The organism is Pseudarthrobacter sp. GQ63, assembly GCF_059758765.1.
The window spans coordinates 497244-516394 of sequence record NZ_JCAXEF010000001.1; the positions used below are offsets into that span (position 1 = coordinate 497244).

Consider the following 19151-nt stretch of genomic DNA (forward strand, 5'->3'; position numbering starts at 1 on the left):
CAACTAGTCTGGACAGGTGAGGATCGACCTGCATGCCCACTCCAATGTCTCGGACGGCACCGAGAATCCCGCAGACGTCATGGCTTCCGCCGCCCGCGCCGGCCTGGACGTCATAGCGCTGACGGACCACGATTCCACGGCAGGCTGGGATGAGGCCTCTGCTGCGGCCGTTGAGCACGGAGTAGCCCTGGTCCCCGGGATGGAGGTTTCCTGCCGGACAGAGGAGGGCATCAGCGTCCACCTCCTGAGCTATCTGCACGACCCGAAGCATCCGGGACTACTGGAGGAAATCACCAAGGCCAAGGACGCGCGGCATACCCGTGCCGAGCGCATGGTCACCCTGCTTGCGGAGGACTACCCCCTCACCTGGGACGACGTCATCCACCATGTGGCCCCCGGCGCAACCCTCGGCCGCCCCCACATTGCGGACGCCCTCGTGGCCGCCGGGGTGGTGGAGGACCGCTCCGAGGCCTTTGCCTCCATCCTCACCTCACGCTCGCGCTACTTCATCCAGCACTACGCACCCGCGCCGGCCATCGCCGTCGAACTGGTCCGTGCTGCCGGCGGGGTCCCTGTCTTCGCCCACCCCGTGGCATCCTCCCGCGGCAGGATCGTAGGTGAGCGGGTGTACCAGGAGATGATCGACGCCGGCCTGGCGGGCCTGGAGATCAACCATCGTGACAATCCGGAAGAAGGGCGCCGGTTCCTGCGGCGGCTCGCCGGCAAGCACGACCTCCTGATTACCGGATCATCGGACTACCACGGCACCGGCAAACCGAACCTGCTGGGGGAGAACCTCACCGAGCCGGACGTCCTGGCGAGGATCGAGGAGCTGGGGACAGGGACCGCCGTCGTCCGTCCCTGATCACGGCAACCAGGTAGCAGCACATGTCGTTTTGAAGGCTCAAACCGACATGTGCTGCTACCTAGTTGGGCGGAAACGCGGTGAACTCGGCGTGGGCACCCAGGCGCTGGGCCATGATGTCGATGGCCGGCTGGTTCTGGTCCACGCACACAAACCTGCGGTCCATCTTTGCGGCCACCGCACCCAGGGTTCCGGAACCGGCGAAGAAGTCCAGGCACCAGTCACCGGGCCGGCTGGACGCCGCCACCACCCGGCGGATGAGGCCCTCCGGCTTTTGCGTCGGGTACCCGGTCTTTTCCTTGCCGGTGGGCGAGACGATGGTATGCCACCAGACGTCCGTGGGCAGTTTGCCCAGTTCGCGTTTGGCAGGCGTGACAAGGCCCGGTGCCATATACGGTTCGCGGTCCACCTCGGCGCTGTTAAAGTGGTACTTCGCGGGATTCTTGACGTACACCAGGATGTTGTCGTGCTTGGTGGGCCAGCGGTTCTTGGCCCGGGCGCCGTAGTCGTAGGCCCAGATGATCTCGTTCAGGAAGCATTCACGGCCGAAGATCGCATCCAGCATCACTTTGGCGTAGTGCACCTCGCGGTAATCGAGGTGCAGGTACAGGGTGCCGTCCTCCGCCAGCAGCCGCCACGCCTCCACGAGCCGCGGCTCCAGGAAGGACCAGTAGTCGCTGAAGGCATCGTCGTAGCGGTGGAGCGCGCCTTTGATGGTGTCGTAGGAGCGCCCCTTGAAGCCGACGCGGTCGCCGGTGCCGTCCGCGTTGACCACCATGGTGGTCTGCTGCCGCCGCTGGGCCCGGCCCGTGTTGAACGGGGGGTCCACGTAGATAAGTGTGAAGGCGCCGTCCGGCAGCGAGGGGAGGAAGTCCGCGTTGTCCGCGTGGACCACCAGGCTGCTGCCGTCCGGCGCCCAGACAGTGTCAGTCATGAAGGGTGTTAGGCCTCGGTGCTGCCGGATTGTGCGGCGTTCCCGCCGCCCACCACTTCACCGTTGCGGCGCCGGGTGCGGGTGCGGGGGCGCCGGGTGCGTGAGGGCTGCTCGGCCTCGGTTGCTGCCGGAGCGTCACCGGCAGCTGCGGGTGCTGCGGCTGCCTCGGGCGTACGACGGCGGCGCTCGCCGGAGCGGGCAGCGGAGTCGCCGCTGCGGCCGCCTTCGCGCTTGGCCCCGCGGTCACGGCTGTCGCGGCCACGGCCGTCGCGGTCGCGGGAACTGCCGGCGTCGCGGCCTCCGCGGGCGTTCTTCTTGCCCGTTTCGCCCAGGTCCTCCAGCACCTCGGCGTCAACACCGGCCAGGGTGCGCTTGTCGCGCGGAAGCCGGCCCTTGGTGCCTACGGGAATGTCCAGGTCCTCAAAAAGATGCGGAGAAGAGGAGTAGGTTTCAATGGGCTCCGGCACGCTCAGGCCCAGGGCTTTGTTGATCAGTCCCCAGCGCGGCATGTCGTCCCAGTCCACGAAGGTCACGGCGGTGCCCTTGTTGCCGGCACGGCCGGTGCGGCCCACCCGGTGCAGGTAGATCTTTTCGTCTTCCACGCACTGGTAGTTGATGACGTGGGTGACGTCGTCCACGTCGATGCCGCGGGCGGCGACGTCGGTTGCCACCAGGACGTCCACCTTGTTGTTGCGGAAAGCCCGGAGCGCCTGCTCGCGTGCGCCCTGCCCCAGGTCGCCGTGGATCGCGGCGGCGGCAAAACCCCGGTCCACCAGTTCCTCGGCGACCTTGGCCGCGGTGCGCTTGGTCTTGGTGAAGATGATGGTCCGGCCGCGGCCCTTGGCCTGGAGGATGCGGGCCACCACTTCGATCTTGTCCATGCTGTGCGCACGGTAGATCAGCTGGCGGATATCCCGCTTGGTGAGGCCTTCGTCATCCGGATCAGCAGCACGGATGTGGGTGGGCTGGGTCATGTAGCGGCGGGCCATGGCAATGACGGGGCCGGGCATGGTGGCGGAGAACAGCAGGGTCTGGCGGACTGCCGGCGTGGCCGCGATCAGGGTTTCGACGTCGGGCAGGAAGCCGAGGTCAAGCATTTCGTCGGCCTCGTCCAGGATGACGACCTTGACGTTTTTCAGGCTCAGGTGCTTCTGCTTGTAGAGGTCGATGAGGCGCCCGGGGGTTCCCACCACAACCTCCACGCCATTCTTCAGGGCTTCCACCTGGGGCTCGTAGGCCCGGCCGCCGTAGATGGTGGCGATGCGTGCGTTCCTCTTGCGGGAGGCCGTCTGCAGGTCGTTGGCCACCTGCACCGCGAGTTCACGGGTGGGAACGATGACCAGGGCCTGCGGTGCGCCGGGGACAGCGAGCTTTTCGTAGCCGGCGTCGTCCCGGCCCACCACCCGCTGCAGGGCGGGGATGCCGAAGCCCAGGGTCTTGCCGGTGCCGGTCTTCGCCTGGCCGATGATGTCGTGGCCGGAGAGGGCCACCGGCAGGGTCATGGCCTGGATGGGGAAGGGATGGGTGATGCCGGCGTCCGCGAGGGATTCCACGATGTCGGCGCGGACGTTGAAGTCCGCGAAGGACTTCTCCTCAATCTCGTGCGGCTTCTCGTCGGAGATGATGGTCTCTTCCGGCTCGATCGTTTCGGTGCCGGAGTCGTCCGTCAGGAGCTGGTGGGTATGCAATTCACTCACGTGGAGTTTCCTTATTCATTTGGGCATTGGCGCTGCCTGCTCAACGGGCCGGCCCAAGGCCGTTCCGGAGCACGCTCAGGCGCGCAAGCAATTCCAGTGGAAGCCGATCGCGGGCTATCTAAAATGCTGGCACTGGTGACCAGCGGGTGTATCTCAAGATCGCGTAGGGGCGGGCTTGTTGGTTTCAAATCAAGGAAATCAACGACCGGGCATCCATTTCTACCTCTTCAGTCTAGCCGCACGGGGACGGAAACCCGGCTTTGGCCCGGTGTGCCTGCCTACCCGCAGGAAGAACCGCCCCTCTCAGGACAAGGACGGGACCAGCTCGAAATGCACTTCCCGGGTGGCAATGTCGGAGGACACCAGGCGTACCCGGACCTTGGTTCCGGCCACCAGTTCGCCGGCACAACGGGCCGTGACGGCAGGCTCGGCCATCTGGATGATGCCCGAGCCGCCGTTGCCGTTGCCGTTCTTTCCGTTGCCGCCGTTCCCGTTTTCCTTCTGGGGCTTGGATCCGGAGATCACGATCGCGTCGAACTCCTGTCCGATGTGGTTCACGAGGAGCGCCGCCTCCACTGTGTCCAGGGCCAAGCGTTCCATCCGGGACGCCAACTGGTCCGAGCTGGCCATGATCTCGGGAAGCGACGGCAGCGCCTCACGGACCCAGCCGGGCACCTCGCCGCCGTTGCACAGGGCCTCGCAGGTCACCAGGACAAAGCGGTCCACCAGGCGGCGCAGCGGTGCGGTGGTGTGGGCGTAGGCGGCCCCGATGGCTGACTGCACGGCGTCCTCAGGGACCGTGCCGTCGAACGCCGTATACGCCGCACCGCGGAAGAGCATTCCCGCTGAGTGCATGATGGCCAGCTGGCGGGGATCGGTGGGATCCAGGCTGCGGAGGTATTCGCCGTAGCTGACCTCACCGTCCCAGGGCTTCCCAAGTGCCTCCGTCTGGAGCCGGAAATGGTGCAGGGAACGCTCGTCCGGTGAGGGCATGGTGCGGAGGATGCCCACTTTGCCGGCCAGCATGAGCTGCGCCGCCGCCATTCCCGTCATGAGCGAGATCTGGGCGTTCCAGTCCTCCACCGGAAGCTGCGGGGCCGCGGCAATCCGGTAGCCGCCGTCGGGAAGCTGGACAATCTCCTGGTCCGGCATGTTCAGGCTGGCACCCTCCCTGGCACGCTCCAGCTCCACGCGCTTGAGCCCCACCTCTTTGAGGAGGACCAGGACGTCTGAAGGGCTGCCGCCGTCCAGTTCCGCCTGGGCACCCTTGTAGCTGAGCTTGGCGCGGCTGCGCATCCGAGCCCGCCTGACCGTCACGGTTGTGACCTCGGCGCGGGCATCAAGGCGGAAGTCCCACACGAACGCGGAACAGTCCTGCCCCGGCAGGAGGCTTCCGGCGCCCTCGCTGATGACCTCCGGGTGCAGCGGAATGCGGCCGTCCGGGGTGTAGAAAGTCTGGCCGCGGCGCCGCGTCTCGGCATCCAGGGGACCGCCGGGAGCCACGAATGAGGGCACGTCGGCGATGGCGTAGAGCACGCGGTAGCTGCTGCCGTCCCGTTCAATGTGGAGCGCCTGGTCAAGGTCCGTGGACGACGCCGGATCGATGGTGATGAAGTCGATGCCCGTCAGGTCATGGGACGGCAGCTGCAGTGCCGACACCGCGGCCTCGGCGTCCTCCACGGCATCTTCCGGGTAGTCGCCCGGCAGCTCAAGCTCCGTCCGCAGGGCGCTGAGTGCAGCCTCGAGGGCGTTGGTGTGCTCGTGGACACTGGGGGCCAGCCGATGATGTGACACGAAAATCAGCGTAGCCCGAATTCCGCGAATAGTGCAGGGAACCGCCCGCGGGATGCGCCGCAGATCCGGCGCCGCGTCACGGGCGGGCGGCGTCCAGCGCGTCGAGCAGCGATGCGGCTGCGGCTGCCGGATCGTCGGCTTCCGTAATGGCCCGGACCACCACGATCCTGCTGGCCCCGGCTTCCACCACCTGTTCCACGTTGCCGTGGTCTATCCCGCCGATCGCGAACCAGGGCACGCCGCCGTCGGACTGTCCCTGCCCCTGCGCCGCTGAAGCGGCGGCCGCATACGTCACCAGGTCCAGGCCGACGGCGGCGCGGCCGGGCTTGGTGGGTGTTGCCCACAGCGGGCCTACGCAGAAGTAGTCGAGCGCCGCCGGGCCGGCGGCCGCGGCCAGGGCGGCATCCACCTGTTCAGGGCTGTGGCTGGACAGGCCGATGGCGGCGTTCCCGTTCAGCAGCGTCCGGGCTGCCTTGAGGGGAAGGTCTTTCTGCCCGATGTGGAACACCGGCGCTCCTGACAGCACGGCAATGTCGGCGCGGTCGTTGACTGCCCATAGCCTGCCGTGGCGGACCGCCGCCTCCTTTAGGATCGCTAAAAGTTCCAGCTCCTCGGCGGCTTCGATGGACTTGTCCCGGAGCTGGATGATGTCCACGCCGCCAGCGAATGCGGCATCCACGAACTGTTCGAAGTCGCCCCTGCTGCGGCGCGCGTCCGTGCAGAGGTAAAGGCGCGCACTGTGCAAACCGGCGCTGCCCTCCGCGTTGATAAAGGCGTCTGTTCCGGACGGACGGGAAGCGGCGGCAGGGGGGTGGGACACATTCATGGGAGCCAGCCTAATTCCTTTACACTGGGCTCGTACTGCGGGAGCCGCGGCAGCTGTCACAAAGCGCCGGGCTGAGAGGGCGTCAGAGCCGACCGCTTGACCTGATCCGGTTAATACCGGCGTAGGGAAGGAGACTACCGATGCCTGACGTGCATGCCGTAAGCGGCCCCCCGTCTTCCGGCTCCACAATCACAACCGACGTTGCGGTGATCGGCGGAGGAGCCATCGGCCACGGCATCGCCTGGGAGGCGAGGCGGTCGGGCCGTTCGGTGGTGGTGATCGACGACGCCCCCGGCTCCGGAGCCAGCTGGGCGGCCGCAGGGATGCTTGCGCCGGTGAGCGAACTGCACTACCAGGAGGAGGACCTCCTGGAACTCATGCTCGAAGCCTCCGCCCGCTGGCCCGGTTTCGCTGCGGACCTCGCTGCGGCCGCGGACTCGGATCCCGGATATCTTACGACGCCGACCCTCGCCGTGGGTGCCGATGCCGCGGACAGGCGGGCGCTGCTGGACCTGCGTGCCGTCCAGCAGGCCAACGGCCTCACGGTTGAACCGCTCACCATCCGCGAGGCCCGGCGCCGCGAGCCCCTCTTGAGTCCGGGCATTGCCTGTGCGCTGGATACGCCGGGGGACCACCAGGTGGACCCCCGGCTGCTGGTGGCCTGCCTCCGCCGGGCCCTGGCGGGGGGTGCCCGCGCGACCGTAAGCGGCGTTGCCCGCGCCGCAGAGGGATTCGCCGTGCCGGACAAGGCAGCCGGCCTGCTCTGGCAGGACGGGGCCGTAGCCGGGGTAGCCCTGGAGGGCGGGGGTACCGTGCTGGCCGGGGAGACGGTGGTGGCCAACGGACTGCACGCCCCGGGACTCACCGGACTGCCAGTGAGCCTGCACCTGCCGCTGCGGCCGGTCCATGGGGACATCCTTCGACTTGCGGTACCGGCGCACCTCAGGCCCCTGGTGACCTCCACCATCCGCGGACTCGTGCGCGGTGTCCCCGTATATATCGTTCCGCGGCAGGACGGAACAGTGGTGATCGGGGCAACCCAGCGTGAGGACGCGTTGGGCAGGGGGGCGGGCTCCAGCGCCGGGGCGGTATCGGCAGGAGGCGTATACCAGCTTCTCCGCGATGCCCAGGTGCTGGTGCCCGCGGTCGCTGAGCTGGAGCTGCTCGAGTGCACGGCCCGCGCCCGGCCCGGCACACCGGACAACGCCCCGCTGCTCGGAAGGGTGCCGCTGCCCGGAGGACCTGAGGACCGGCAGACGGCGTCTGAAATGCCCGGCGCCCAAGGGTCACGCCACGTGCAAGGGCTCATCATTGCCACCGGATTCTTCCGGCACGGCATCCTGCTCACCCCGGCTGCGGCCGCAATCTGCCGCGAACTCATGGACGGCATCGAGGACCCCCGGTGGGCCCCGTTCAACCCCGGCCGGTTTCCCGCTGCTCCCTCCCACCTGGTTGAAGCGGCTGCAACCCCACCCAACACCCAGGAGACAGCATGAATATCACCCTGAACGGAACCGGCCACACCGTGGCCAACGACGCTTCCATCACCGCGCTCGTCAGCGAGGTCACCGGCCGTCCACTGGCCGCGGACGGCCGGGCCACGGACGGGCGGAAGCTGGGTGTGGCCGTAGCCCGCAACGCCCAGGTGGTGCCCCGGAGCCTGTGGTCCGCCACGGCGCTCGCCGAGGGCGACGACGTCGAACTTGTCACGGCAGTACAGGGAGGCTGACCACCATGACCGGAACCACCATCACCAACAGCCAGCTCTCCGGCGTCCAGGACCCCCTGGTGATCGACGGCGTCCCACTGGCATCCCGGCTCATCATGGGCACCGGCGGCGCGCCCAGCCTGGACGGCCTGGGCGCCGCACTCCTGGCCTCCGGCACCTCACTGACCACCGTGGCCATGCGCCGCTATTCGCCGGATGAGGCGGGTTCGCTGTTCCAGCTGCTGGTGGACCACGGCATCCGGGTCCTGCCCAACACCGCGGGGTGTTTTACTGCACGTGATGCTGTGCTGACCGCTGAACTGGCACGGGAGGCCCTGGAAACCGACTGGGTGAAGCTTGAGGTCATCGCCGACGAACACACCCTCCTGCCGGACGCCGTGGAGCTCGTGGACGCCACAGAGCAGCTGGTCAACAGGGGATTCAAGGTCTTCGCGTACACCAATGACGACCCCGTGCTGGCCCTGCGGCTGGAGAACCTCGGAGCCACCGCTGTGATGCCGCTTGGCTCGCCCATCGGCACCGGCCTGGGCATCCTCAATCCGCACAACATCGAGCTCATCGTGTCCCGGGCCTCGGTACCGGTGGTGCTTGACGCGGGCATCGGCACGGCCTCCGACGCAGCCCTCGCCATGGAACTGGGCTGCGACGCCGTGCTCCTGGCCACGGCGGTGACCCGGGCGCAGAACCCTGCCCTGATGGGGGAGGCCTTCAAGCACGCCGTCATCGCCGGTAGGCTGGCGAAAGCGGCTGGTCGCATACCCCGCCGTGAACATGCGCTGGCGTCGTCGGCAATGGAGGGCCGGGCCGAGTTCCTGTAGGCCCGCCTTCTGCCGGCCGGCGCCCTGATCCCAGGAGCAGCAGTGGCCGGCAAAGATGCACTTCCCCCGGAACGGATCGACGAAGCCCTGGCTGAACTGCCTGACTGGCGGGCCGGCAACGGCGGGCTGGTCACTGTCTTCAAGATGCCGACGGCGGCTGCCGCACTTGAGCTGATTGCCGCCGTCGGACGCCTGGCCGAGGAACAGAACCACCATCCGGACCTCGACTGGCGTTACAACCGCGTCTTTATCCGTTACACGTCCCACGACGCCGGGGGACAGGTGACCGGCCGGGACCTCGCCGCAGCCGCAGGAGCAAGTGAAGCAGCGGCAGCGGCGGGCGCCAAGGCAGAGCCGGCAAAGTACGTGCAGGGGCATTAGCTGGCTGCGCAGCGTTGGTTGCCCCCAGCAGAACAGTCGGGTCGCTGAGCGTCCGCGCCACCAGCCCCTGTGTCCTTAACCGGCGGTGGCCGCCACCCCCAAGGGGATAGCGGCCACTGCCGGTGGGCTTGAAGTGCGCTGCACGAGGTGCCCGGCAGGCCTCAGGCCCGAAGGATTGCCGTGAGCCGTTCTGTATCCTGGCGCGCACGTGAACGGCCCAGGTAGATGGCGGCCGCCGTTGCGGACGCGGCTCCGAGCACGATCGGCAGGACCCAGGGGATCCAGGTGCGTCCCGGCAGGTATCCGAATCCGGCGGCCATCAGGATGATCCATGCCAGGGCTGCCACGGCCACGGAAACCCCGGCGGGCACGCCAGCCCCGTACTTGGCATGCCGCTTGTCGTTTGCCCAGACAATAAAGCCTGCGGCGGCGGCCGCCAGTACAACAATGGTCAGCGAAAGCATGGTCCTCCTTGGGCTACGGGTGGTTCGTCGGCAGGCCCTAGAACTGGCCGAAACCTACGCGCCGTGCCTCTTCGGCTCCGATCTCCACGTAGCCCAGGGCGTTTCCGGGAACAATGATCAGGCGTCCCTTGTCATCCTTCAGGCGGAGTTCGCTGCCCTTGGTGATGGCAGCCTCCACGATCTTGGCTACCGAATCCGCATCCTCGTTTGATTCCAGGACAATTTCGCGGCCGATATTCTGAACGCCGATCTTAATTTCCACAGGGGCCTCCCAGCCATTCACGTTCGTTGGTTATGTCTTATTTGTAGTCTAGGACTCTTTGGGGAAGCGAGAGATTCCGCGCCAAGCTAAACGGTAGATGAGGTCGCTGGCAACATCGAGGTCCAGGTTGCCGTCCGTTTCAAGCCAGTAGCGGGCACTGACCTGCGCCATTCCAGCGAGTCCCCGGCCCAGGAGCTGCGCCTCCAGATGGGGGAGCTTGGTGTCCTCGGCGATGACGCGCGCGATGGCGTCGGCAAACGTCCTGTTGAAGGTTTCCAGCCGTGCGCTGACGTCCGGGTCATTGACCAAGTCCGACTCAAACACCAGCCGGTGCGCCTGGTCATCGTTGGCGATGAACTGGAAGTAGGCCCGCATGACGGCCTGCACGCGCTCGTCATTGTCCGTGGTGGAGTTCAGGGCCCCCAGCATAAGGTCCGTCAGGGACGCCAGGTGGCTCTCCAGCAGGGCCAGGTACAGCTCCCTTTTTGAGGGAAAGTGCTGGTAGAGCACCGGCTTGCTGACGTGGGCCGTCTCGGCGATTTCATCCATAGCTGCACCGTGGTAACCGTTGGCCACGAAGACTTCCTGGGCTGCCATGAGGAGCTGCGCGCGCCGCTCGTCCCGGGGAAGCCTGGCTGACCGTTGGCCTGCAGGACGCGAGGGAGCTTGCGGTTCGGCGGCCGGCGGGCGGTTAGCCCGTGCTTCATGGACCACGGTTGTCCTTCTTTCGTTGCAGTTACCTCCACTTTACTGCGGGGTAATATGACCGGGCGGTATCCCGGGGCATACATTGAAGTATGGCTTCGACAATCAGCGCAAATGTTTCATCTGTGTCCCTGGATCCGCTGGTGGAACCGGCAGCCGACCTCACCGCCGCAGAGGTGGAACGCTACTCGAGGCATCTCATCATCCCCGAGATTGGCGCCCTCGGGCAGCGGCGGCTCAAGAACGCAAAGGTGCTGGTGATCGGTGCCGGCGGGCTCGGGTCCCCTGCGCTGTTGTACCTTGCCGCCGCCGGCGTGGGCACGCTGGGAATCATCGACGACGACGACGTTGACCTCAGCAACCTGCAGCGCCAGGTCATTCATGGGGTGGCAGACGTTGGCCGCCCCAAGATCGAGTCGGCACGCGATGCCATCGCCGCGTTGAACCCCCAGGTGGACGTCCGGCTGCACCATGTCCGCCTTGATGCCACCAACGCACTGGAACTGTTCGCGGGCTACGACCTCATCCTCGACGGTGCTGACAATTTCGCCACCCGCTACCTGGTAAATGACGCTGCCGCCATCCTGGGCAAGCCCTACGTCTGGGGCTCCATCTTCCGTTTTGACGGACAGGTCAGCGTGTTCTGGGAAAAGTACGGGCCCACCTACAGGGACCTCTACCCTGAGGCGCCCCCCGCGGGCTCTGTGCCCTCCTGCGGCGAGGGCGGTGTGTTCGGCATGCTGTGCGCGGCCGTGGGGTCGCTGATGGTGACTGAAGCGGTCAAGCTGATTACCGGCGTCGGCCGTTCCCTGCTGGGGCGGGTAGCGCTGTTTGATGCGCTGGGCGGTAGCTGGCGGGAGATCCGCGTATCCAAGGACCCGGCGGCGGAGCCGATCACGGAGCTGACGGACTATGAGGCCTTTTGCGGGATTGCGCCGGCAGAACAGGCGGACACCGAACATTCCGTCACGGCCGCGCAGCTCGCCACCATGCTGGCCTCGCGGAAGGCAGGCCTCAAGGACTTTGACCTGGTGGACGTGCGGGAACCGGGCGAGCACGACATTGTCCGCATCGACGGCGCTGTGCTGATCCCGCAGGGCAGGATCCTCGCGGGGGAGGCCTGGAAGGAACTCCCGCAGGACCGGGACATCGTGTTCCACTGCAAGGCCGGCACGCGGTCGGCCAACGTCCTCGCCGCGGCCAGGAAAGCGGGCTACCAGCGGGTCAGCCATCTCGACGGCGGGATCCTCGCCTGGGTGCGCGAGGTGGAACCCAACAAACCCGTCTATTAGGACGCTCTCTCACTTGATGTCGGTTAAATCGAAACGCTCTCTCACCTACCGCGGGAAAACCCGAAACCTTCTCTCACCTGCCAGCAGAGGGTGAGAGAGGGTCGCCGGGAACAGCGCGTCAAGTGAGAGAGCGTCGGTAAAAAGGGCGCAGGATGTGAGAGAGCGTCGCCGGGGGAGCGGCGCGTCAGGCGGTTTCGAGGCCCCGGTGGTCCACCGGGCATTCGGCCTGCGGGGCGGCGGCGGCCGGCTGCTCCACGGTGATGCCGTAAAGGGCTTCAAGGGCTGCAACGTAGTCGTCCTGCTGGCCGTTGGCGGCAAGCTCGCGGGCGCGCACCGTAGGTACATGAAGGAGCTGCTTGACCATACGGCGGAGCGCGAATTCCACTTCCTCTGCGGCGGCCGTGCAGCCGTGCCGGGCCCTGACCTTTTCCATTTCCGCGTCCAGGACACTCATGGTGTGCCGGCGCAGGGCAACGATGGCGGAGTCCACGGACCGGACCTCGCGCTCGTGCTCGAAGGCCTTGGCGGCGCCACTGACGATGCCGCTGGCCTGGGCCAGCGACTCGGCCTGCTCCTGGGGCGCCGCAAGGCGGACTGACTCCAGGGTGAGGAGCTCCACGCCGTCCAGTTCGCCAACGCCGGGGTCGAAGTCGTGGGTGAGTGCGAGGTCGATGGCAATCAGCGGCTGCGGGGAATCCGCCCGGACGTCAGCCAGTTCATCAGCTTCCACCCTGGTGTCGGAACCGCTGCAGCCGATCATCACGTCCGCCGCCGCCACGGCCGGCCGGAGTGATTCGGCGTCGAGGGCGGTGCCGCCCCGGGTTGCCACAAAACCTTCGGCGCGGCCGGAAGAGGAGAAAACAGAGATGTCGGTGCAGCCGCGTTCGCGCAGGAGGGCCATGGTAGCGCCGGCGTAGGCTCCCGTGCCGAAGACCACCACCTTCTTGCTGGACCAGTCCGGATTCTCGGACAGGTCCGTTGCCAGATCCAACGCGACGGACACGATGGACAGTCCCCGGGAGCCGAGGGCAGTTTGCGCGCCGACATCCTTGGCGGTCTTCGAGGCCGCCTGGAACAGCCGGACGAGGCCGGAACTTGCCGTGCCTTCATGCTGGGCGGTAATAAGGGCCCGCCTGACCTGCCCGGCGATTTCGCGTTCTCCGACCACGGCGGAGTCCAGGCCTGCGCTGACGGCAAAGAGGTGCTGGCTGACTTCCGGACCGGTGCGGGTACTGAAGGAGCGTGAGACGAGGGGTTCGCTCAGCCCGCTGACTTCGCTGATCTGGGCCACCAAAGCGGCGCGGGCAGCCTCCACATCGTCCGGATGGGGGGCCTCGCCATAGATTTCGTAGCGGTTGCAGGTGGCAAGGACAATGGCACCCGTCACTGCCGGCGATCCGGAGAGGGCGGATGTGGCGATCCCCGAAGAACCGCTGCTCAACTGAGCAACGGTCTCAAGATCGATGTCGGCGTGTGTAGCCACCAATGAAAAAAGAACCACAGCAGGACAATCATAGCTTTTTCGTTACTCGGTAGAACAACTCCAGGCCCGGACCGTCGCACGCGGAAGCTGTGATTCCTGCCACGGCGCGGCCGGAGCGCCTCTGGATGACACTTTGTCGTTATCTTTTGCAGCCGATTTTCGGCACAATCAGAGGCATGACTTCCAGCCCTGCCATGTCCCCTGCCGGCGCCCTCGCCGCAGACCACCCGCTGCTGGACGGCCGCACCGCAGATTCCCCGCTGATCACGGCCTACCGCGGAGGCAAACCGTCCCGACGCCCCGTCTGGTTCATGCGGCAGGCCGGACGCTCACTGCCCGAGTACCTCAAGGTCCGCGAAGGCGTCGCCATGCTGGACTCCTGCCTGCGCCCCGAGCTGGCTTCCGAAATCACGCTCCAGCCGGTCCGCCGGCACGACGTTGATGCGGGCATCTTCTTCTCCGACATCGTCATTCCCCTGAAGCTTGCCGGGGTAGGCGTGGACATCGTGCCTGGAGTGGGACCCGTCCTGGACACTCCGGTCCGCACTGCCGCAGACGTGGCAGCGCTGCCGCAGCTCACCTGGGAGTCACTGGAACCGATCCGCGAAGCGGTCCGCCTCACCGTGGCCGAACTCGGCAGCACCCCCCTGATCGGCTTCGCCGGCGCACCGTTTACGCTGGCTGCCTACATGGTGGAGGGCAGGCCGTCCCGTGACCACCTGGGCCCGCGCACCATGATGCATGCCGATCCTGAAACCTGGAACGCCTTGGCCAACTGGGCGGCAGACGCCTCCGGCATGTTCCTGCAGGCACAGCTTGAGGCCGGCGCCTCCGCAGCCCAGCTGTTTGACTCCTGGGCAGGTTCCCTGGGCCTGGCCGATTACACCAGGTATGTGGCGCCGGCCTCGGCACGCGCCCTGGACCATGTGCGGCACCTCGGCGCTCCGCTCATCCACTTCGGCACAGGCACGTCGGAGCTCCTGGTGGCCATGCGTGACGTGGGAGTGGATGTGGTGGGCGTTGACTACCGGCTTCCGCTCGATGAGGCCAACCGCCGGCTGGGCGGCACGGTGCCGCTGCAGGGAAACATCGACCCTGCCCTGCTGCCGGCGCCCTGGGAAATCCTCGAGGCCCACGTCCGCGACGTCGTAGCCGCAGGCTCGGCAGCCCCCGGACACGTGGTCAACCTGGGGCACGGCGTCCCGCCGGAGACTGATCCCGCCGTCCTCACGCGGGTGGTTGAACTCATCCACTCCATCTCCCCGGAGTAGTCCCATGGGCAGCACGCCGGCACAGGCCCGGACCGCGCTGGTGCTGGGCGGCGGCATGTCCGGACTGCTGTCTGCCCGGGAGCTGGCTTCCGCCGGCTATCAGGTCACAGTCCTGGAAGCCGGAACGGAGTGGGGCGGTTGCGTGGGCAGCCACACCGTTGCCGGCCTGACCCTGGACAGCGGTGCGGAATCCTTCGCCACCCGGTCCGACGCCGTTGCGCGGCTTGCTGCGGAGCTTGGCCTTGCCGGCAGCATTGTTCCGCCGCGGCCCGGAGGAGCGTGGGTCCAGCTCCCGGACGGCCCGCGCGAACTTCCCAAGACGGGCGTCCTGGGCATCCCGGCCAACCCCTGGGACCCGGAAGTCCGGAGGTCGTTGGGCCCCGTGGGAACCCTTAGGGCCGCGCTGGACAGGTTCCTGCCGGCGTCGGTGGGGACGGCGGAGGCCGTCACCAGCGTCTCCGCCCTGGTGAAGGCACGCATGGGGAGCAAAGTCCTGGAGCGCCTGGTGGCGCCGGTGGTAGGAGGCGTCCACTCCGCGGATCCCGGACTGCTCGACGTCGACATGGTGGCCCCGGGGCTTCGCGCCGGAATCAGGCGGCACGGATCCCTGGCTGCCGCGGTTTCCGCCCAGCGTCGCGCCGGCGCAGGGTCACCTGCGAACAACGGCCCCAGGCAGGAGCCCCCAGCTAGTGCAAAGGCGGGCTCGGCCGTTGCCGGCCTTGAACGCGGGATGCACACGCTGGTCACCGCGTTGGTGGGCGACCTCCGCGAGCGGGGCGTGACGCTCCTGTCCGGGACGCCTGCCTCAGCGGTGGTCCGGACGCCTGAAGGGTGGCGGGTCAGCTCCCACGGAGCAACGTTCGACGCCGGCACGCTGGTTGTGGGCGTGGACGGTCCGGCCGCCGTCGACCTCCTGGAAGCCGCAGTACCCGCGCTGGCGGGACGCCGGCCCCCTGCTGGACCGGACGTCAAACTCGTCACACTCGTGGTCAACAAGCCCGAACTGGACCGCCGGCCGCGCGGCACAGGCATCCTGGTGGCGCCCCAGACCCCCGGCATTGAAGCGAAGGCCCTGACCCACGCCACCGGCAAATGGGATTGGCTGGCTGACGCGGCCGGCCCTGGCCGGCACGTGGTCAGGCTCTCGTATGGCCGGGTGGACGGGGCCGGCGGGCAGCCCGGCGGCCCGGACACCGACGAGGAACTCTTTGCCGCGTCCCTGCGGGATGCACAGGCCCTGCTGGGCGTGGCCATCGCCGCGGAGGACGTCATGGACTGGGATGTGGTCCGGTGGCGGGGGTCCCTGCCCTTCGCCGCCGTGGGGCACCGCGCCCGCGTGGCCGAAATCCGGAAGGCCTGTGCCGCGGTGGGTAACCTGGCCGTCGTCGGCGGCTGGGTGGCCGGCAACGGGCTGGCCGCTGTGGTCTCCGACACGATTGAACAAATCCGGAACCTGGACCGCTAAATCCCCTGGCACTTCTTTCGGCGATCTTCGCCGGCTCCCTCAGCCACGGCATCGTTCAACGGATGTGACGTTGCGCACTTCTACGGCTTGTAGAAGTTGTTGGTTTCGACTTGGCGGGTACGAAGGGGCAAACTTGTAACCATGAGCCACACTTCTGCCGAATCTGTCACTAAAACCGAAGAATCAGCCGAGCAGTTTTTCACCCTCTGGACGGTATTCAAGCGCTCCGAAACCCTGATCCGCAGCGCCGACGCCGCCGCTGACTTCGGAGCCCTCCTGGAACGGCTGGCCAGGGCCGGCGTGACGCACCGCGGAAGCTACGACGTCTCCGCCATGCGGGCAGACGCTGACGTCATGGTGTGGCTCCACGGCCCCAAGCCGGAAGCGCTGCAGCAGGCCATTCGCGACATCCGCCGCAGCACCCTGTTTTCGGGCACCGAGATTGTCTGGTCCGCCATGGGCGTGCACCGTGAGGCAGAGTTCGCGAAGAACCACACGCCCGCATACTCCCGCGGGGTGGCACCGGCGGAATGGCTGTGCGTCTACCCGTTCGTCCGCTCCTACGAGTGGTACATCCTCCCTGAGGAAGAGCGGGGCGCAATGCTTCGGGAACACGGCCTCCTGGGCCGGGAGTTCCCGCAGGTCATCTCCAACACCGTTTCCTCGTTCGCCCTGGGCGACTGGGAATGGATCCTGGGCCTCGAGGCCCCCGAACTGGTGGACCTGGTGGACCTGATGCGCCACCTGCGCGCCACCGAGGCACGCAACCACGTCCGGGAGGAAGTCCCGTTCTACACCGGACGCCGGATTTCCCCGGCAGAAGTAGCGGAGGTGCTCGCATGAGCCAGCTGGACCCCACAAACGCCGGCGGCGCCGCCGGCGTCAACCCTGTCACCGAGGCCGGGCGGATGGCTCCCAAGAACTACGACGCCGTCCTCCTCGCCTCCTTCGGCGGGCCGGAAGGCCAGGAGGACGTCATTCCGTTCCTCCGCAACGTCACCCGCGGGCGCGGCATCCCGGATGAGCGGCTGGAAGAGGTCTCGCACCACTACCGCGCCAACGGGGGCATCAGCCCCATCAACCAGCAGAACCGCGAGCTCAAGGCCGCCCTGGAAGCGGAACTCGCTGCCCGCGGCATCGAACTGCCGGTCCTCTGGGGAAACCGCAACTGGGCGCCGTACATTCCGCAGACCCTGCAGGACGCGTACGACGCCGGCCACCGCCGCCTGCTGATGATCACCACGAGTGCCTACTCCTGTTACTCCAGCTGCCGCCAGTACCGTGAGGACATCGGCATGGCGCTGACCGAAACCGGACTGGACGGCCGGCTGGAAGTGGACAAAGTGCGCCAGTACTTCGACCACCCCGGGTTCGTGGAGCCGTTCGTTGAGGGCACCGCCGCCGGCCTCGCGGAAGTCCGGGAAAAGCTTGCAGCCGCAGGCACCCCCGACGCGCCGGTGCAGATCCTGTTCGCCACCCATTCCATCCCCACCCGGGATGCGGAGGCCGCGGGCCGCTCCGAAGGCGAACCCCGCGAATTCGCGGAAGGGTCCGCCTACGTGGCCCAGCACCTCGCCACGGCTGCCGCTGTCATCCGACGCGTGGAAGAGGAATCAGGCCTGACGGCACCGTGGTCCCTGGTGTACCAGTCCCGCTCCGGGGCACCGCACGTGCCCTGGCTGGAACCGGACATCAACGACGCCATCGAGGAACTTGCCGGCCAGGATGTCAAGGGAATCGTTATCGTCCCGCTCGGCTTCGTCAGTGACCACATGGAAGTTGTCTGGGACCTGGACACCGAGGCCCTGGAAACCTGCGCCAACCTGGGGCTGACCGCCACGCGCGTCCCCACACCCGGCACCCACCGCAAGTTCGTCAACGGCATGGTGGACCTGATTTCGGAGCGGACGGCGGCCAACAACATCGCTGACCGCCCGGCGCTGACGGACCTCGGTCCCTGGTACGACGTCTGCCGGCCGGGATGCTGCCAGAACTTCCGGGGCGAAAAGCCCACCATTGCCGGTGCGGACACCACCGTGGGCGCCGGGCATGACGCCTATCCCGGCGAAGCCGGCGCCAGCCAGCCAGCGGCGGCCGGGGGAGCGCCGCAGCAGTGACGGTCCGGATCGGCACCCGCGCCAGCAAGCTGGCGCTTACCCAGACGCAGCAGACAGCGGACCAGCTGGCCGCCGTCGGAGGCTTTCCGGTGGAGCTCGTCCACATCCGGACCGACGGCGATGTCCTGACCGGCTCGCTCTCCCAGATGGGCGGCACCGGCGTTTTTGTCGCCGCCCTGCGGGATGCGCTGCTGCGCAACGAATGCGACGTGGCCATCCACTCGCTCAAGGACCTGCCCACCGGCGCGGCCGTCGGGCTCAGCCTAGCGGCCACGCCGCGGCGGGTGGATGTCCGCGACGTCCTGTGCGCCCGGGACGGGCTGAAACTGGCTGACCTCCCCAAGGGCGCACGGGTGGGTACCGGCTCGCCCCGGCGCGCCGCCCAGCTTCGCGCCGCACGGCCGGACCTGGAGATCATCGACATCCGCGGCAATGTGGACACCCGCCTGGGCCGCGTCCCCGGGCTGCCGGGCAACACCGTCACCGAGGTGGTACCCGGCAAGTCCTGCGACCTGGACGCCGTGGTGCTGGCCGCCGCAGGCCTGGAACGCATCAGCAGGCTGGATACAGTCAGCGAGTTCCTCGAAACGGACGTTATGCTTCCCGCCGCCGGGCAGGGGTCGCTGGCCATCGAGTGCCGCACGGCTGACGCCCCGCCCCGCCCCGGCTCTGCCGAGGGCTCCAGGGACGTCCTGGCCCAGGCGCTCAGTGCACTTGACGATCCGGATACGCGGCTCGCGGTCACGGCTGAACGGGCCCTGCTGGCCCGCCTGGAGGCCGGCTGCGCGGCACCGGTTGGCGCCTACGCCTTCCGCAAGGGCAGCATGCTCTACCTGGAAGCCGTGGTGTGCGCCGTGGACGGCACGGCCTCGGTCCGGGACAAGCGCGCAACCGACGGCCTCACTGAGGTGGGTGCCACGCTGCTGGGCATTGAACTGGCCGAAGTCCTGCTGGCCGCCGGTGCCGCGGACATCGCAGACCTGCAGGCCTCCTGATTCCGGCCATGCGATTGCCTGTCCTGTGCGTCCGGCAGGCCCGGCCGGGACGC

General features: G+C 67.6%; 19 protein-coding genes and 1 riboswitch. Of the genes, 11 read left to right on the forward strand and 8 right to left on the reverse strand.

The genetic code is table 11. The annotated features are described in order from the left end of the window. Window positions 1–16 precede the first annotated feature (16 nt). Complete coding sequence (locus AC6CHP_RS02460; RefSeq protein ID WP_188727639.1) at window positions 17–865, forward strand: PHP domain-containing protein; 849 nt, start codon at window positions 17–19, stop codon at window positions 863–865. A gap of 61 nt (window positions 866–926) precedes the next feature. Here the strand turns inward: AC6CHP_RS02460 and AC6CHP_RS02465 are convergent, their stop codons facing one another. The 4 genes from AC6CHP_RS02465 to thiE all read right to left on the reverse strand — a co-directional run bounded on the left by AC6CHP_RS02465 (window position 927) and on the right by thiE (window position 6116). Further along, entirely contained in the window at window positions 927–1799 is an 873-nt protein-coding gene (locus AC6CHP_RS02465) for a DNA-methyltransferase (RefSeq protein ID WP_498228085.1), read from the reverse strand. An 8-nt stretch (window positions 1800–1807) separates the two neighbouring features. Continuing rightward, window positions 1808–3496, reverse strand: coding sequence for a DEAD/DEAH box helicase (locus AC6CHP_RS02470; RefSeq protein WP_188727642.1), 1689 nt, complete (start codon window positions 3494–3496; stop codon window positions 1808–1810). Window positions 3497–3799: 303 nt separating this feature from the next. Beyond that, a complete protein-coding gene (locus tag AC6CHP_RS02475) occupies window positions 3800–5290 on the reverse strand; it encodes an RNB domain-containing ribonuclease (protein WP_498228086.1) in 1491 nt (496 codons plus the stop codon). A 76-nt stretch (window positions 5291–5366) separates the two neighbouring features. Further along, a complete protein-coding gene (gene thiE / locus AC6CHP_RS02480) occupies window positions 5367–6116 on the reverse strand; it encodes a thiamine phosphate synthase (RefSeq protein ID WP_188727647.1) in 750 nt (249 codons plus the stop codon). Window positions 6117–6143: 27 nt separating this feature from the next. Next, a riboswitch (TPP riboswitch) is annotated at window positions 6144–6261 on the forward strand. Between thiE and AC6CHP_RS02485 the strand changes: the two genes are divergently transcribed. From AC6CHP_RS02485 to AC6CHP_RS02500, 4 genes are all read left to right on the forward strand, one after another. Then, entirely contained in the window at window positions 6257–7612 is a 1356-nt protein-coding gene (locus tag AC6CHP_RS02485) for an FAD-dependent oxidoreductase (protein WP_498228087.1), read from the forward strand. (Overlaps the previous riboswitch by 5 nt.) Then, window positions 7609–7845 carry a sulfur carrier protein ThiS gene (thiS, locus tag AC6CHP_RS02490; protein ID WP_498228088.1) on the forward strand — a complete coding sequence of 79 codons (237 nt, stop codon included), beginning with the start codon at window positions 7609–7611 and terminating at the stop codon, window positions 7843–7845. The genes AC6CHP_RS02485 and thiS overlap by 4 nt, the downstream gene beginning before the upstream one ends. 5 nt (window positions 7846–7850) lie before the next feature. Next, window positions 7851–8663 (forward strand): thiazole synthase, encoded by an 813-nt coding sequence (locus AC6CHP_RS02495; protein ID WP_498228089.1) that lies wholly within the window; start codon window positions 7851–7853, stop codon window positions 8661–8663. A 42-nt stretch (window positions 8664–8705) separates the two neighbouring features. Beyond that, window positions 8706–9044: a 4a-hydroxytetrahydrobiopterin dehydratase gene (locus AC6CHP_RS02500; RefSeq protein ID WP_498228090.1), complete on the forward strand. Its 339-nt coding sequence runs from the start codon at window positions 8706–8708 to the stop codon at window positions 9042–9044. Between the two features lie 161 nt (window positions 9045–9205). Here AC6CHP_RS02500 and AC6CHP_RS02505 read toward each other — a convergent pair whose 3' ends face one another. From AC6CHP_RS02505 to AC6CHP_RS02515, 3 genes are read right to left on the reverse strand one after another with little or no spacing between them, the layout of a single operon-like run. Continuing rightward, the gene (locus AC6CHP_RS02505; RefSeq protein WP_104185045.1) at window positions 9206–9508 is read right to left on the reverse strand and encodes a hypothetical protein; all 303 of its coding nucleotides are present in this window, start codon (window positions 9506–9508) and stop codon (window positions 9206–9208) included. A gap of 37 nt (window positions 9509–9545) precedes the next feature. After that, on the reverse strand, window positions 9546–9770 hold the full coding sequence (locus tag AC6CHP_RS02510) for a DUF3107 domain-containing protein (protein WP_174176440.1): 225 nt from the start codon (window positions 9768–9770) through the stop codon (window positions 9546–9548). 48 nt (window positions 9771–9818) lie between these two features. Beyond that, complete coding sequence (locus tag AC6CHP_RS02515; protein ID WP_104185043.1) at window positions 9819–10484, reverse strand: TetR/AcrR family transcriptional regulator; 666 nt, start codon at window positions 10482–10484, stop codon at window positions 9819–9821. An 83-nt stretch (window positions 10485–10567) separates the two neighbouring features. Between AC6CHP_RS02515 and moeB the strand changes: the two genes are divergently transcribed. Beyond that, window positions 10568–11767 (forward strand): molybdopterin-synthase adenylyltransferase MoeB, encoded by a 1200-nt coding sequence (gene moeB, locus AC6CHP_RS02520; protein WP_498228091.1) that lies wholly within the window; start codon window positions 10568–10570, stop codon window positions 11765–11767. A gap of 184 nt (window positions 11768–11951) precedes the next feature. Here the strand turns inward: moeB and AC6CHP_RS02525 are convergent, their stop codons facing one another. After that, complete coding sequence (locus AC6CHP_RS02525) at window positions 11952–13268, reverse strand: glutamyl-tRNA reductase (protein WP_188727658.1); 1317 nt, start codon at window positions 13266–13268, stop codon at window positions 11952–11954. A 158-nt stretch (window positions 13269–13426) separates the two neighbouring features. Between AC6CHP_RS02525 and hemE the strand changes: the two genes are divergently transcribed. From hemE to hemC, 5 genes are all read left to right on the forward strand, one after another. Continuing rightward, window positions 13427–14521: a uroporphyrinogen decarboxylase gene (gene hemE, locus AC6CHP_RS02530; RefSeq protein WP_188727661.1), complete on the forward strand. Its 1095-nt coding sequence runs from the start codon at window positions 13427–13429 to the stop codon at window positions 14519–14521. Between the two features lie 4 nt (window positions 14522–14525). Beyond that, window positions 14526–15986 carry a protoporphyrinogen oxidase gene (gene hemG, locus AC6CHP_RS02535; protein WP_427117488.1) on the forward strand — a complete coding sequence of 487 codons (1461 nt, stop codon included), beginning with the start codon at window positions 14526–14528 and terminating at the stop codon, window positions 15984–15986. Window positions 15987–16127: 141 nt separating this feature from the next. Beyond that, a complete protein-coding gene (gene hemQ, locus AC6CHP_RS02540) occupies window positions 16128–16829 on the forward strand; it encodes a hydrogen peroxide-dependent heme synthase (RefSeq protein WP_188727665.1) in 702 nt (233 codons plus the stop codon). After that, window positions 16826–18103, forward strand: a complete 1278-nt coding sequence (locus AC6CHP_RS02545) for a ferrochelatase (protein WP_427117486.1) — start codon at window positions 16826–16828, stop codon at window positions 18101–18103. The genes hemQ and AC6CHP_RS02545 overlap by 4 nt, the downstream gene beginning before the upstream one ends. Then, the gene (gene hemC / locus AC6CHP_RS02550) at window positions 18100–19098 is read left to right on the forward strand and encodes a hydroxymethylbilane synthase (protein ID WP_427117484.1); all 999 of its coding nucleotides are present in this window, start codon (window positions 18100–18102) and stop codon (window positions 19096–19098) included. The genes AC6CHP_RS02545 and hemC overlap by 4 nt, the downstream gene beginning before the upstream one ends. The last annotated feature ends 53 nt before the right edge of the window (window positions 19099–19151 follow it).